A 15,037-nucleotide genomic window follows, 5' to 3' on the forward strand; every position below is an offset into this window, starting at 1 on the left:
GAATGACTCAGTCTTCGATCCAGACCAGGCTTGCGAAGCGCCCGGTACGAGCGGTACGCCGATAGGAATAGAAGCGGGGATCGCTGAAGGTACAGTACCCGCCACCGTAGACGGCTGTAACACCGCAACCGGCGAGCCGGATGCGGGCCAGATGACAGAGGTCGGCCATGTAATGTCCGGCATTGCGGCTGGGACGAAAGGCTTCGACGGCAACCGGGTGCTGCGCGACGAAGACCTCTCTAACTTCGGGGCCGACCTCGAAGGCATCCGGCCCTATTGCCGGCCCCAGCCATGCCAGTAGCTGGTCGCCCGGCACCTGCATGGCGGCCACGGTCGATTCCAGCATGCCATTGGCCAGTCCGCGCCAGCCGGCATGCGCAGCCGCCACGCGGGTACCGTCCTGATCGCAAAAGAGTACCGGCAGGCAATCGGCAGTCAGCACCGCGCAGGCTATGCCGATGGCGTCTGTCCAACTGGCATCGGCAATCGGCACCATTGCCGGATCAGCCTCGACGGTAATAACCGAATGCACCTGACTCAGCCAGGCAGGCTCGCACCCGAGAACATCCTGCAAGCGCTGCCTGTTGGCCAGCACAGCTGCAGGATCGTCACCGACGTGATCACCCAGATTGAAACCCTCGAAAGGCGCCCGGCTTTCGCCACCCTCTCGCGTGGTCACGCAGGCCCGCACGTGTCGTGGCGCAGGCCAGTCCGGGATGATCCAATCGCCAGGCCAGCCACTCACCCGATGAAGGCCTCGCGATCCTGCTGCAGCAGCGTCAGCAACCAGACGAAATCATCCGGCAACGGTGACTCCCATTTCATGCGCTCACCGCTGAGCGGATGATCCAGCTCAAGGAAACGGGCGTGCAGTGCCTGACGCGGAAACTCACGCAGCGACTGCACAAGCGTCTGACTGGCCGCCGGCGGTATGCGAAAGCGTCCGCTATAGAGAGCATCGCCCACCAGCGGATAACCCAGGTGGGTCATATGCACACGGATCTGATGGGTGCGCCCGGTTTCGAGCTTGACCCGCACATGGGTATGCGAGCGAAAACGTTCCAGCACACGGTAATGACTGATGGCCGGCTTGCCCCCCTCGACCACGGCCATGCGCTGACGCTGCTGACCATGGCGCCCAATAGGTGCATCGACGGTACCACCGGTGATAATCACACCGATGACAATGGCTTCATAAATACGGCTGACGCTACGCGCCTGCAACTGTTCGACCAGGCGCGTCTGCGCCTGCAACGTCTTGGCGACAACCATCAGACCGGTGGTGTCCTTGTCCAGCCGATGCACGATCCCGGCGCGCGGCACGTTGATCAACTCCGGCACATGATGCAGCAGCGCATTGAGCAGCGTTCCACTGGCATGTCCGGCAGCCGGATGCACCACCAGACCAGCCGGCTTGTTCAGCACCAGGATGTGTTCATCCTCGAAGACGATATCCAGCGGAATGTCCTCCGCTATCCATTCACCCTGCGCCTGCTGTTCGGCGCTGAGCGCCAGCACGGCACCGGCATGCACGATGTCCCGCGGGCGCAGCGCTGCCCCGTCCACGGTAAGCGATCCGTCCTTGATCCACGCAGCGAGGCGTGAGCGTGAATGCTCGGGAAACAACTGAGCCGCGACCTGATCGAGACGCTGCCCGCCCAGATCGAACGACACTTCGGCGCGAAGTTGGATGGCTTGCGTGGGGATGGTGGACATAATTAAGGACGCTTCATGAGTAAGGAGGAGCCGATACCTGCCCGGCAGGACCAACAGGAACCGGAGGCGGCATGTTTTCAGGCCGTGCGGTGGAAGAGTTCGCCGCAGACAGGCGTCAGCGCGTCATTGAGCGCGAGGCCGACAGATCTATTGCCCTGGGTACGGGTGAGCCTTTGGTTTCGGCCACAGGCTTGTGTTTAAATACGGCGTCTTTGTCCCGGCCAGCCGGGGCGCTCATCATAACAGGACGGCTCAGCGCGAGACAGCCAGCCGTGACAGGACGCAAGCCGCCATGCAAGTGAAACACCTGCTGCTGATCGCCATTTTCGCTCTTACCGCCGCCTGCTCGTCCAACGAAACCATCAGCGAGAATCTCGGTGAAACGGAGCTGTACCGGCAGGCGCAGGCAGACCTGGACAACAAGAGCTATACCAGCGCCATCAACAAACTGAAGGCTCTGGAGTCGCGCTATCCGTTCGGCCGCTACGCCGAGCAGGCGCAGCTGGAACTGATATACGCCTACTACCGCAACATGGAACCGGAAGCCACGCGCTCTTCCGCCGAGCGCTTCATCCGCTTGCATCCACAGCATCCTAGCGTCGACTACGCCTATTACTTGAAGGGTCTGGCGTCCTTCGATCAGGATCGCGGCATTCTCGCCCGCTTCCTTCCGCTGGACATGACCAAACGTGATCCGGGCGCCGCGCGTGATTCCTTCAACGAATTCGCGCAGCTGACCAGCCGCTTCCCCAACAGCCGTTACGCACCGGACGCCAAGGCGCGCATGGTCTATCTGCGCAACCTGCTGGCCGCTAACGAAATCCATGTGGCCGACTACTATCTACGCCGTCAGGCCTATGTGGCGGCGGCCAATCGAGGCCGCTATGTCGTAGAAAACTTCCAGGGCACACCGGCAGTCGGTGATGGCCTGGCCGTGATGACCGAAGCCTATCAGCGGCTGAGCCTCGACGAGCTTGCCTCCTCCAGCCTGGAAACCTTGCAGCTCAACTACCCCGAGCATCCGAGCCTGGAAGATGGCCAGTTCGTACCGCGCGAGGAAGAAGCGGATAACCGCAGCTGGCTGTCCCGCGCCACGCTGGGCCTGATCGAATCCAAAACCGCACCATTGGACAGCTCCCGCTCCAACCGCGACGTGCTGCGCCAGTACGAAAATGCCGCTCAGGACCTGCCTGACGAATTGCGCCCGGTGTTGAGAGAAGCCGAGGGCGAACAGCAGGACGGCGGACGTTCCTGGTGGAGCTACCTGACTTTCGGTCTGTTCGACTGACAAAGCCACCACCGCCGCCGCTCAGGCGTCGGCGGCGGGCCAGCACCTGCAACGGCCAGTGCGCCGGGAAGTGAAAAATGGGACTGTTTCGACTGCTGTTCTGGATCATCCTGATTGCGACGGCGTTCTGGCTCTGGCGACGACTGACGAGCAAGCGCAAGACAACCCGCAAGCCGGAACAACCCACACTGCCGATGGTGCGTTGCGCCCAGTGCGGCATCCATCTGCCCCGCGATCAGGCACTGCAGGAACGCGATCACTGGTATTGCAGCCAGGCTCACCTGGAACAGGGCAGCAAGCCGGGTGGGCGCTGAAAACCAGGTGTTTCTAGGCCAGCAAGGCCGGCGAATTCTTCGCCTCTATCATCTTTATCGCGTCGCCATCGGTCTGGTGCTGGTACTGCTGATCAGCAGCGACCTGCACAATGACCTGATGCGCATGAGCAACCCGGCGGCGTTTCATTACGGCGCCTGGGGCTATCTGATCCTCAATATCCTCATCGCCGTTCTGCTGCAGAATCCCAAGCGCGAGCTGTCGGTCCTGATCCTCGCCCTGATGGACGTTTCCCTGCTCTCGACGCTGTTCTACTTTGCCGGTGGCACTCCCAGCGGAATCGGCAACCTGCTGATCATTGCCGTTGCCATCGCCAACATCCTGCTGCGCGGACGCATGGGCTTCCTCATTGCCGCCGTCGCCGCAACCGGCCTGATCTACCTGACCTTTTACCTCAGTCTTAGCGACAGAGATGCCAGCGGTCAGTACGTTCAGGCCGCAGCCCTGGGCACCTTGTGTTTCGCCGCTGCCCTGCTGGTGCAGGGCCTTACACGCCGCCTGCAAATCAGCGAAACCCTGGCCCGCCAGCGAGCCGAGGAAGTCGCCAACCTCGAAGCCCTTAACGCCCAGATCCTGCAACGCATGCGGACCGGCATTCTGGTGCTTGATCCGCAACAGCGCATCTTGCTCGCCAATCAGGGCGCACTCGACATGCTCGACCAGCACTCCCTGGTCGGTGAGCGCCTGGCTCCACGCTGCCCGGAGCTGATCAGGGCGCTGCAACTTTGGCGCGACAACCCGACCTTGCGACCGCAGCAGTTCAAGGCCACGCCAAATGGCGCCATGTTGCAGCCAAGCTTCGCCGCGCTGCAGCATGGAGTGCGTCAGGACACCCTGATATTTCTCGAAGACATTTCGCAGATTGCGCAGCAGGCCCAACAGCTCAAACTGGCATCGCTGGGCCGGCTGACGGCAAGCATCGCGCACGAAATCCGCAATCCGCTCGGCGCCATCAGCCATGCGGCACAGCTGCTACAGGAATCAGAGCAACTGGATCCCGCCGATCTACGCCTGACGCAGATCATTCAGGATCACTCGCGACGCATGAATCTGGTCATCGAGAACGTTCTGCAACTGTCACGCAGGCGTCAGGCCGAACCACAATTGCTGGACCTCAAATACTGGATGCATCGCTTCGCCAGCGAGTTTCGGGGCGGCCTGCCACCGCGCCAGCAGATCCACGTGAAAACCCTGGGCAGCTCGCTGCAGACACGCATGGACCCTAACCAGCTGCTTCAGGTTCTGACCAATCTGGTGCAGAACGGCCTGCGCTACAGCGGCAAGGAACATGTCGAGGCGCAGGTCTGGTTGCACCTGTTTCGCGACGAAACCAGCGATCTGCCGGTTCTCGAGGTGCTCGACGACGGCGCCGGAATTCCTGCCGAGCAGGTACAGAACATCTTCGAGCCCTTTTTCACGACCGAAAGCAAGGGCACCGGGCTGGGCCTGTACATCTGCCGCGAGCTGTGCGAAAGCAATCAGGCACGCCTGGATTATCAAGCAAGAGCCGAGGGGGGCAGCTGCTTCCGGATCGTATTCGCACATCCAGGCAAACTTGGCTGAGGCCGTGCCAGGCAGTCACAGGTCACACATCGACTACCGTCCGGGTACAAAGCAACCGCTGTAGCGTTAAGATTGCGTCCCGCGCCCCATTCGAGCGCTTTGCTGCCATTGAAAGACCGAAACCATGACTGCCCGCCAGAAAGCCTTGATCATCGATGACGAACCCGACATCCGGGAACTCCTGGAGATCACCCTGGGGCGGATGAAACTTGACACCCGCAGCGCCCGCAACCTCAAGGAAGCCCGCGAATGTCTGGCGCGCGAGCATTACGACCTGTGCCTCACCGACATGCGCCTGCCCGATGGCTGCGGCCTGGAACTGGTGCAGTTCATCCAGCAGCAGTACCCGCAGCTGCCGGTGGCAATGATTACTGCCTACGGCAGCCTTGATACCGCTATCGGCGCGCTCAAGGCCGGCGCATTCGATTTTCTGACCAAGCCGGTCGACCTCGGACGTCTGCGTGAACTGGTCAACACCGCGCTGCGCCTGCGCACGCCCAATCCCAACGACCTGACTGCCGACAACCGACTGCTCGGCACCTCGCCGCCGATGAACCTGTTGCGCAAGCAGATCGGCAAGCTTGCCCGCAGCCAGGCGCCGGTCTACATCAGCGGCGAATCCGGTAGCGGCAAGGAGCTGGTGGCACGCCTGATTCATGAACAGGGCGCGCGCCATGAGCGCCCCTTCATCCCGGTCAACTGCGGGGCAATTCCCTCGGAGCTGATGGAAAGCGAGTTTTTTGGCCACAAGAAAGGCAGCTTCACCGGCGCGATCGAGGACAAGCCCGGTCTGTTCCAGGAAGCCAATGGCGGCACCCTGTTCCTTGATGAGGTCGCGGATCTGCCCTTGACCATGCAGGTCAAGCTGCTGCGCGCCATTCAGGAAAAGGCTGTGCGCCCGGTTGGCGGTGCCAAGGAAGTGGTGGTGGATGTGCGTGTGCTCTGTGCCACGCACAAGGACCTCGCCACCGAAGTGGCAGCAGGGCGCTTCCGTCAGGACCTCTACTACCGCCTGAACGTCATCGAACTGCGCGTCCCGCCTCTGCGCGAGCGCCGCGAAGATATCGCACTGCTCGCCGACACCATGTTGCGCCGGCTCGCCGAAGAGTGCGGAGACAGCACGGCCCGCCTGCATGCCGACGCCCTGGTAAAACTGCAGAACTATCGCTTTCCAGGCAACGTGCGCGAACTGGAAAACATGCTGGAACGCGCCTACACACTATGTGAAGGCGAGGAAATCAAGGCCGGCGACCTGCGACTGAGCGATGCACCTGGCGCTGGCGAAAGCGGCGAAGCGAACCTGGCGCAGATCGACAATCTGGAAGATCACCTGGAAGAGGTCGAACGCAAGCTGATCATGCAGGCCCTGGAAGAAACCCGCTGGAACCGCACCGCCGCAGCCCAACGCCTGGGCCTGACTTTCCGTTCCATGCGTTATCGGCTAAAGAAGCTGGGCCTGGATTGAAAGTTGGCGAGGTTGTGGTGGATGGCGCTTTTACATCCACCACCCCTTCGCTTGGTGGTGGATCGGTGAAGCGTGATCCACCCTTGCGCTGACTACCCCTGCGACAGCAGATTGCGCAGATCGATGATGGCCGCATTCGCGCGTGAAATGTAGTTCGCCATCACCAGCGAGTGGTTGGCGAGGACACCGTAGCCGCTGCCATTGAGCACCATCGGGCTCCACAGCGGCTCCTGCGCGGCTTCGAGCTCGCGAATGATCTGCCTGACGCTGATCGTGGCGTTCTTTTTGGCCAGTACGTCGGCAAAGTCCACTTCGATGGCGCGCAACAGATGCGACAGAGCCCAGGCCTGACCACGGGCTTCGTAGAAGACGTTGTCGATCTGCAGCCAGGAGGTTTCGACACGATCCTCCTCGACCACCATACCTTCCGACTCCAGCTCCGATGCACTCGTGGCGTCCAGACGCTCCCGCCCGACACTGGCCGACAGCCGCTGGGACAGCGACCCCAGGCGAGTCCCCACGTCACCCAGCCAGTTGTTGAGATTGTCCGCCCGCGAGTAGAACTGCGCCTTGGGTGCGGGATCACTCAAGCGCGCCAGGTAACTGTCGAGGTAACGAATGCCGTTGCGGTATTCCGATTCGGTTGCAGGCAAAGCCCAGCTGCGATTGTCGAAGTTGAACAGTGGCTCGCCCTTGGACAGATCCGGGTCTTCGGTCGACTGCGATTGCGAACGGGCAAAGTCCTTGCGCAACGCACGACTGAGGTCGCGCACCTGCACCAGCACGCCGTATTCCCAACTGGGCATGTTATCCAGCCACAGGCCGGGGGGTGCCACGTCATTGGTCAGATAGCCACCCGGCTTGTCCAGCAGCGTACTGGCAACCTGCCTGAGGGTTTCGACAGTGGTGTAGCCGTTCACAATCTGTCGCTGCGAGGCCTCTGCCGCCTGGCGGACATGCTGCTGCACCGGAAACCGATCCGGTTCGCTGCTCCAGTACCAGCCCAGGATCAGGGTGACCAATAGATACAGGCCCACCACGGCCATCAGCGCCAGCCAAAGTGGATTGCGGCTCGTTCCGGACGCAGTCGCGCCATTTGCCGACGAGCCGAGACGCCCAAAGCGGTTCTTCCAATCCAACATAGACATCTGTCCTTCTCTCTTTCAGAGTTCAGAGGTTCGACCGCCAGTAAACTGCAGCGTTGCGGCGGGAGCCTCACTATAACGCAGCTGCCGTGACCAATCGCCATAATGAGAACCAGACCACCCTTGCAGACGTCTTGAACCGGCCGGACAGGTGATAGCATGCCGCCAGCACAACGGTGCACGTGGACTGTCGCGGCGCTCAGGAAGCAGAAATGTCGGAACAGGAAGAGCTCAAACAACACTTTGCGCAGCGGGTCATCCATCAGGCCCGGGAGGTGCTCGAAGTCTGGCAACAGGTACAGCGCAACGAGTGGAACGCTTCCTATCGTGCCGCCCTCGCCGACGCCAATCAGCGGCTGCAGCGCTTTGCCGAACGCTTCGAACAGATCGAGCATCATCAGCTTGCCCTGCAGATAGAAGAGTGTCTCAGTGACGTTGATGACAATCGCGGTCGTCTGTCCAGCGACATCATCGCCACCCTCAGCCAGCTGATTTACCGGCTCGCCCGTACCGGCCTGCGCAACGGTGATCCGCGCGGTCCGTCCGCCCATGTCCCATCACTGAACAAGCCGGTCTATATCGCCCTGGATGATCACGAACGCGCCAGCCATGTGGTCCGTCAGCTGGAATTCTTCAGCATGAACGCGCAGGCCTTTGCCAGCGATCACGAATTTCGTGCAGCGATGCACCTTCGCCATCCGGCGGCCATCGTCATGGATGTCGATTTCAATGGTCCCGGCGAAGGGCTCAGACTGGCCGAGCGGGTACAGCAGGGCCTGGAAGAGAAACTGCCACTGATCTTCTTCAGCCAGCAGGACACTGACACCCCCACACGCCTGGCTGCCGTACGCGCCGGCGGGCTGGAGTTTTTCATCGAGTCGCTGGATGCCTCAAGTCTGCTGGAAAAGATCGAGATCTATACCCGAACCGCCTACTACGAGCCTTTCCGGGTGCTCATCATTGATGACTCGCGCGCACAGGCGACGCACACCGAGCGCGTCCTGAACAACGCTGGGATCATCACCCGGACACTCAACGAGCCAATCCAGGCGATCAGCTATCTGGCCGAGTTCCAGCCGGACCTGATCATCCTCGACATGTACATGCCCGAATGCATGGGCACAGAGCTTGCCAAGGTCATCCGCCAGCATGAACGTTACGTCAGCGTACCGATCATCTACCTGTCCGCCGAGGACGACCTGGACAAGCAGCTCAGTGCGATGGATGAGGGTGGCGATGATTTCCTGACCAAACCGATCAAACCCAGCCACCTCATCGCCACCGTGCGCACCCGTGCCGAGCGTGCGCGCAACCTCAAGGCCCGGATCGTCCGCGACAGCCTGACCGGCCTCTACAACCACACGCACAGCCTGCAATTGCTCGAAGATGCCAGCGCCCGGGCACAGCGCGACAATAGCCCGTTGTGCTTCGCCATGGTCGATATCGACCACTTCAAGAAGGTCAACGACACCTATGGCCACCCCATGGGCGACCGGGTGATCAAAAGCCTGGCGCTTTTTCTCAAGCAGCGCCTGCGCAAGACCGATTGCATCGGCCGTTACGGCGGCGAAGAGTTCGCCATCGTATTGCCCGATACCACCTTGGAAAACGCTTGCCGGGTACTCGACGAAATTCGCCAGCGCTTCTCGGAAATCCGTTTTCCGGCGCAACCTGAGGATCTGTCTTGCACCTTCAGTTGCGGTATCTCGCAACTCACACCTAGCACCGATGTGAAAATGCTCACGCAACAGGCCGACGAAGCCCTGTACCGCGCCAAGAACGCAGGACGTAACCGTGTCATGGGCTTTGACGCTGTCACGTGACTGACATCAAATAGCCATATATTGCGGGCCTCCTACCCATCCGGAGGCCGGCATGCGCCTGAAGTCGCTCACCACGTTCAATACGCTGCTACTCATTGCCATCTGTCTAGCACTGGGCGCCACGCTCTGGTGGTCCGAACGTGCGCTGGAGCGACCCTATCAGCTGATGGAGCGCTACCTCGGTCTTTCGCAGCAATTCCAGCAGCCTGTCGCCGGCAATATCCAGGGTTATCTGGCCAGTGGTGATGCGCTGCAGCACAGCGCGGCCCTGCAGGCGCTGGACACCCTGGCAGGCGACATCGCCGCTCTGCCCACCCAGTTCGCCGAACGCCTGATACCCAGTCTCGAACAGCTCACCCAATTCACCGCCACCGAGCTGCTGGCGGCTGGCAAGCTGGCCGGTGATCCGCAGGGCCTGCTGCTGCAGGCCGAACGCGAAATGATCGCGGCACTGGCGCAGCTGCAACAGTATGCCGAACAGAGTGACCATCCGAGCGCAACGGCCTATCAGAGTGTGGTGTTCGAGGCGAGTCGCCAACTGCTGCGGCTGAGCCATGCCCGCGGCAGGCTGGCTGCCAGCAGCCAGAACGTGCTGGCGGCGGAAGCCGAGCAGGCGCTACAAAGCCTGGAGCGGGAAATTGCCACCCTCGCAGCCCTGCCGCTGCTTGGCATCATCACCAAACAGCAGTCGGGCAGCAGCACCTTTGCCGCCCTGCTCGATCTGCAGGGACAGGACCAGACCGAGCAGGCCAGCGAGGACCAGGGCATTTCGCTGAAGCGTGATATTGCAGGCCTGCTGAAGCGCTATCCCGCAGAACTTGGCCGCACGCAGGCGCTGATCGGCCAGCGCAGCCAGCTGATGGCCAGCAGCCAGCAAAGAATCGCAACGCTGCAACAGGCACTTGCTGAGCTGGAACCTGTGGTACGCGCCGAGCATGGACGCATCCAGTCGGAAGTACGCCTGATTCAGGGCACCATCATTGTCCTGATACTGGTTATCGCATTCGCTATTGATCGCCTGCAGCGTCAACTGACGCGCGCGCTTGCGCAATTGGCACCGGCGCTTGGCGCCTGGGCTCAGGGCGACTTCGGCAAAGCCATCCGGCTCGGCTCGAAAACCCCCGAGATGATCGAGATCGAAACCTCGTTGAACCAGTTGAGAAACTATCTGGTGACGCTGGTCGGCACCCTGCGCCAGCATGCACAAGAGGTCGCGGGGAACAGCCGCAGCCTGTCTGAAATGAGCAATGATCTGCATCAGGCCGCCACTCGTCAGACCAGCGATACCGCACAGATTCGCGATTCACTGGGTGAACTGGAAGCGACCATCCAGAATGTCGCCGACGGTGCCGGACAGGCTGCCGAAGCCAGCCGATCAGCCAGTCAGGCCGTTGCCCAAGGACAACAGGACATCAGCCAGAGCCTGACGGGCCTGCATCATCTGGTCAGCGAAGTGCAGGGTAATGCGCTGGCCATCGAACGTCTGGCCGATGAAACCAATACCATCGGCAAGGTGCTGACCGTCATTCGCTCCATCGCCGAACAAACCAACCTGCTCGCCCTCAACGCCGCCATTGAAGCAGCCAGGGCCGGCGAGCAGGGCCGCGGCTTTGCCGTGGTGGCCGACGAAGTACGTACCCTGGCGCAACGCACCAGCGGCGCCACCGAAGAAATACAGCAGCTGATTGGCAGCCTGCAAAAGGCAGCGCATCAATCGGTGGAAGCCATGCGCGTACAGGTCGATCATGCAACGGCCACCGCTGAACTGGCCGAAACCGCCGATCTGGCGCTGGATCAGATCGTCGCCACCATCGGCACCATCGAGCACATGGCTGAGCAGATCGCCCAAGCCACCTCGCAACAGAGCGGCGCCGTCAGTGAAATCCGCAGTCACGGCGAACACATTCATCAGCTGGGTGACAGCAACCTTTCACACATCAGTCGTGGTCGTGAACAGAGCGAACAGATGCTGCGCCTGGCCAACGACCTGAACCAGGCGACGCAGACGTTTCGGGTTTAGCAAGTTCGGCAGTAGGGTGGACAACGCGAAGCTTGTCCACCGCACCCCAGGCACCACCGAGACGACCCGACCAGACGTTACCCCTCTAAACGGCGGATGAACAAAGCATCATCCACCCTACCGCCAGCCTTTCAGGTCGGTGGCGCGCTCTCCCGCTCTATCGAGGAACAGGCTTGCTGCGCTCCTTGCCCGTCGACTTCGGCTTTCCACCTGCCGCCGCTTTGCGCCGTGCTTCAGCAGCAGCCTTGGCTTGCTCGCGCTTGTCCCAGGCATTGCCGTCGTGGCTGCGCGGTGGCAGGCCATTGTGCTGAGTGAGAATCTGCCCGCCTTGCCCGGCCTTTTTGCTGCCTACGGGCGTGGAGTTCTTGCGCCGGGCACTCTGATAGCCTTCCGTAGCGGGCTGATGAGCCGGAATCAACTGATGCTTGCCACTGCCGATCAGGTCACCACGCCCCATGCGCAGCAGCGCTTCACGCAACATCGGCCAGCCTTTGGGATCGTGGTAGCGCAGGAAGGCCTTGTGCAGGCGGCGCTGCTCCTCGCTCTTGACGACGGTCACCTCCTCGCTCTTGTAGGTGACCTTACGCAGCGGATTCTTGCCGCTGTGGTACATGGCCGTGGCGCTGGCCATCGGTGACGGATAAAAGGCCTGCACCTGGTCGGCACGGAAACCGTTGGCCTTGAGCCACAGCGCGAGGTTCATCATGTCCTCATCGGTGGTGCCCGGATGCGCGGCGATGAAGTACGGGATCAGGTATTGCTCCTTGCCCGCCTCCTTCGAATACTTCTCGAACATCCGCTTGAACTTGTCGTAGTTGCCGATGCCCGGCTTCATCATCTTGTCCAGCGGACCCTTCTCGGTGTGCTCCGGCGCAATCTTCAGGTAGCCGCCGACATGGTGCGTGACCAGTTCCTTCACATACTCCGGCGATTCCACCGCCAGGTCGTAGCGCAGCCCCGAGGCAATAAGGATCTTCTTCACGCCCGGCAACGCGCGCGCCTTGCGGTACAGCTCGATCAGCGAGCTGTGGTCAGTATCAAGGTTCTCGCAGATGCCTGGGAACACGCACGACGGCTTGCGGCAGTGCTTCTCGATGTCGTAGCTCTTGCATGCCAGGCGATACATGTTCGCAGTCGGCCCACCGAGATCAGACACCACGCCGGTGAAGCCCGGCATGCCGCGCATCGCCTCGATCTCGTTGAGGATCGATTCGTGCGAGCGGTTCTGGATGATTCGCCCTTCGTGCTCAGTGATCGAGCAGAAGGTGCAGCCGCCGAAGCAGCCGCGCATGATATTCACCGAAAAGCGGATCATCTCGTAGGCGGGGATCTTTGCCCCACCGTAGGCCGGATGCGGCACACGAGCGAAGGAAGAGGCGAACACGTAGTCCATCTCCTCGGTGGTCAGCGGAATCGGCGGCGGGTTCAGCCAGATGTCCTGGTCGCCATGGCGCTGCACCAGCGCACGGGCATTGCCCGGATTGGTCTCCAGGTGCAGCACCCGGTTGGCGTGGGCATACAGCGCGGGATCGTTGCGCACCTTCTCGAACGACGGCAGGCGGATCACGGTCCTGTCACGCTCGATCTTCGGATTGGGCAGCAGCTGGACCACTTTCGCCTCGTTCGGATCCTCGACGGGGCCCTTGTCCTTTTCGATGGCACAGGCTTGCAAGTCCTGGGTACTGACGTAGGGGTTGATGATCTGATCGACCTTGCCCGGACGGTCAATGCGCGTCGAATCGATCTCGAACCAGTCCGGCGCCAATGTCTTGCGAATGAAGGCGGTGCCGCGCACATCGGTGATCTCTGCGACATCCTCGCCGCGCGACAGCCGCTGCGCCACCTCGACGATGGCGCGCTCGGCGTTTCCATAGAGAAGGATGTCAGCGGTGGCATCCATCAGGATGGAGCGTCGCACCTTGTCCGACCAGTAGTCGTAGTGGGCAATGCGGCGCAGCGAGGCTTCGATGCCGCCCAGCACCACTGGGACATGCCTGTAGGCTTCCTTGCAGCGCTGGCTGTAGACCAGGCTGGCGCGGTCAGGCCGCTTTCCAGCCAGGCCACCGGCGGTATAGGCGTCATCGGAACGTATTTTCCGGTCAGCCGTGTAACGGTTGATCATCGAGTCCATGTTGCCCGCGGCAATGCCGAAGAACAGGTTCGGCTCACCGAGCTTCATGAAGTCGTCTTTGCTGTGCCAGTCCGGCTGGCTAATGATACCCACTCGAAAACCCTGGGCTTCCAGCAACCGGCCGATGATCGCCATGCCGAACGACGGGTGATCGACGTAAGCATCGCCGGTGACGATGATCACGTCGCACGAGTCCCAGCCAAGCTGATCCATCTCCTCCCTGCTCATCGGCAGGAATGGCGCCGGACCGAAACATTCGGCCCAGTACTTGGGATAGTCAAACAGTGGCTTGGCGGCATGCATGGCGAAAACCGGGGCATCGAAAACGGGCGCGAAATATAGCACAAAAAATGATCAGCATGTCCCAGCAAAACAGTCAGGATTCGTAGGGTGGATATCGTTTTTTACATCCACCACAACTCCGCCCGGTGGATCGGTAAAGCGTGATCCATCCTACGCAGCGACCGTTATCCGATATACCGCCTGGGCACCCGCTGCGTCACCTTGGTCAGCAATTCGTAGCCGATGGTAGCGCTCGCCCGAGCGACATCATCGACGGGCACCTGAGCACCCCAGAGTTCGACCGCATCACCGATTGCAGCATCCGGCAGATCCGTCAGGTCAATCGCCAGCATGTCCATTGACACCCTGCCCGCCAGCGGCACGCGCTGACCACGAACCACAAGCGGAGTACCCGACGGTGCGTGGCGCGGATAGCCATCGGCATAGCCGCAGCTGACGGTGCCAATACGTGACGGGCGCTGCGCCACCCAGCTCGCACCGTAGCCGACGCTGTCACCCGCAGGCACGTCGTGCAGGGCAATCACTTCGGCGGTCAGCGTCATGGCCGGCCGCAGCCCAAGCTCGGCAGCACTGCGATCGGCAAAAGGCGAAGCACCGTAGAGCATGATGCCGGGGCGCAGCCAGTCCATATGCGCTGGCGCCAGAGTCAGCACGGCTGCGGAGTTGGCAAAGCTGCGCTGGTCGAAGGCGAAGCCCTGCACACCATGACAACTCTCCAGCTGACGATCAGTGAGCTCATGCCTGTGCTCATCCGCACAGGCAAAGTGGCTCATCAGATTGACTTCAGCCACCTGCTGCGCACCACGCAGGCGCGCCGCCCAGTGCTGCAATTCAGCAGCACCAAAGCCCAGTCGGTGCATGCCCGAATCCAGCTTGAGCCAGACATTCAATGGCCGTACCGGCGCGCAGTCCAGCAGCCGCTGTGCTTGCTCGGCCCCCTGTACCGAGATATCCAGACCCAGCTCCATGGCCGCTGCATAATCCTCGGCATCGAAACAGCCTTCGAGCAGCAGCACACGTGCTTCGGGCGCCTGCCCGCGGACCACCCGCGCCTCCTCGACGCTGCACACCGCGAAACCGTCAGCCTCGCCACGTAATGCCGCCGTTACCGCCGCCGCCCCGTGACCATAGGCGTCTGCCTTGACCACGGCAAAAGCGCGCCGCCCCGGTGAGCAGTGTTTTGCCAAGGCATAGTTGTGACGAATGGCGGCCAGATCGACCGTGGCAACGAGGGGACGCATGGGAGGATT

Annotated in this window: 11 protein-coding genes; 6 read left to right on the forward strand and 5 right to left on the reverse strand. The window is 61.5% G+C overall.

Features of this window, described 5'->3' with window-relative positions:
* Positions 1–7: 7 nt before the first annotated feature.
* Both pgeF and rluD read right to left on the reverse strand, forming a co-directional pair.
* The gene (pgeF, locus tag NAV32_RS00670) at positions 8–745 is read right to left on the reverse strand and encodes a peptidoglycan editing factor PgeF (protein ID WP_256050873.1); all 738 of its coding nucleotides are present in this window, start codon (positions 743–745) and stop codon (positions 8–10) included.
* On the reverse strand, positions 742–1,716 hold the full coding sequence (gene rluD / locus NAV32_RS00675; RefSeq protein WP_256050874.1) for a 23S rRNA pseudouridine(1911/1915/1917) synthase RluD: 975 nt from the start codon (positions 1,714–1,716) through the stop codon (positions 742–744). Before rluD ends, pgeF begins: the two co-directional genes overlap by 4 nt.
* A 292-nt stretch (positions 1,717–2,008) precedes the next feature.
* Here rluD and NAV32_RS00680 point away from each other — a divergent pair, with 292 nt between their 5' ends.
* The 4 genes from NAV32_RS00680 to NAV32_RS00695 all read left to right on the forward strand — a co-directional run bounded on the left by NAV32_RS00680 (position 2,009) and on the right by NAV32_RS00695 (position 6,365).
* The gene (locus tag NAV32_RS00680) at positions 2,009–3,004 is read left to right on the forward strand and encodes an outer membrane protein assembly factor BamD (RefSeq protein ID WP_256050875.1); all 996 of its coding nucleotides are present in this window, start codon (positions 2,009–2,011) and stop codon (positions 3,002–3,004) included.
* Between the two features lie 77 nt (positions 3,005–3,081).
* Positions 3,082–3,318 (forward strand): PP0621 family protein, encoded by a 237-nt coding sequence (locus tag NAV32_RS00685; RefSeq protein ID WP_256050876.1) that lies wholly within the window; start codon positions 3,082–3,084, stop codon positions 3,316–3,318.
* A complete protein-coding gene (locus NAV32_RS00690; protein WP_256050877.1) occupies positions 3,308–4,900 on the forward strand; it encodes a sensor histidine kinase in 1,593 nt (530 codons plus the stop codon). Before NAV32_RS00685 ends, NAV32_RS00690 begins: the two co-directional genes overlap by 11 nt.
* 124 nt (positions 4,901–5,024) lie before the next feature.
* On the forward strand, positions 5,025–6,365 hold the full coding sequence (locus tag NAV32_RS00695; protein WP_256050878.1) for a sigma-54-dependent transcriptional regulator: 1,341 nt from the start codon (positions 5,025–5,027) through the stop codon (positions 6,363–6,365).
* Between the two features lie 92 nt (positions 6,366–6,457).
* On the opposite strand, the gene NAV32_RS00700 is transcribed toward NAV32_RS00695, so the two are convergent.
* Positions 6,458–7,507 carry a DUF2333 family protein gene (locus NAV32_RS00700; protein WP_256051137.1) on the reverse strand — a complete coding sequence of 350 codons (1,050 nt, stop codon included), beginning with the start codon at positions 7,505–7,507 and terminating at the stop codon, positions 6,458–6,460.
* A gap of 215 nt (positions 7,508–7,722) precedes the next feature.
* Between NAV32_RS00700 and NAV32_RS00705 the strand changes: the two genes are divergently transcribed.
* Both NAV32_RS00705 and NAV32_RS00710 read left to right on the forward strand, forming a co-directional pair.
* On the forward strand, positions 7,723–9,333 hold the full coding sequence (locus NAV32_RS00705; protein WP_256050879.1) for a response regulator: 1,611 nt from the start codon (positions 7,723–7,725) through the stop codon (positions 9,331–9,333).
* 52 nt (positions 9,334–9,385) lie between these two features.
* Complete coding sequence (locus NAV32_RS00710; protein WP_256050880.1) at positions 9,386–11,353, forward strand: methyl-accepting chemotaxis protein; 1,968 nt, start codon at positions 9,386–9,388, stop codon at positions 11,351–11,353.
* 157 nt (positions 11,354–11,510) lie between these two features.
* Here NAV32_RS00710 and NAV32_RS00715 read toward each other — a convergent pair whose 3' ends face one another.
* The gene (locus tag NAV32_RS00715; protein ID WP_256050881.1) at positions 11,511–13,787 is read right to left on the reverse strand and encodes a YgiQ family radical SAM protein; all 2,277 of its coding nucleotides are present in this window, start codon (positions 13,785–13,787) and stop codon (positions 11,511–11,513) included.
* Between the two features lie 164 nt (positions 13,788–13,951).
* Positions 13,952–15,028: an alanine racemase gene (alr, locus tag NAV32_RS00720; RefSeq protein WP_256050882.1), complete on the reverse strand. Its 1,077-nt coding sequence runs from the start codon at positions 15,026–15,028 to the stop codon at positions 13,952–13,954.
* Between the last annotated feature and the right edge of the window lie 9 nt (positions 15,029–15,037).

This window comes from Stutzerimonas stutzeri (genome assembly GCF_024448695.1).
In the GTDB taxonomy this organism is placed as follows: domain Bacteria; phylum Pseudomonadota; class Gammaproteobacteria; order Pseudomonadales; family Pseudomonadaceae; genus Stutzerimonas; species Stutzerimonas stutzeri_T.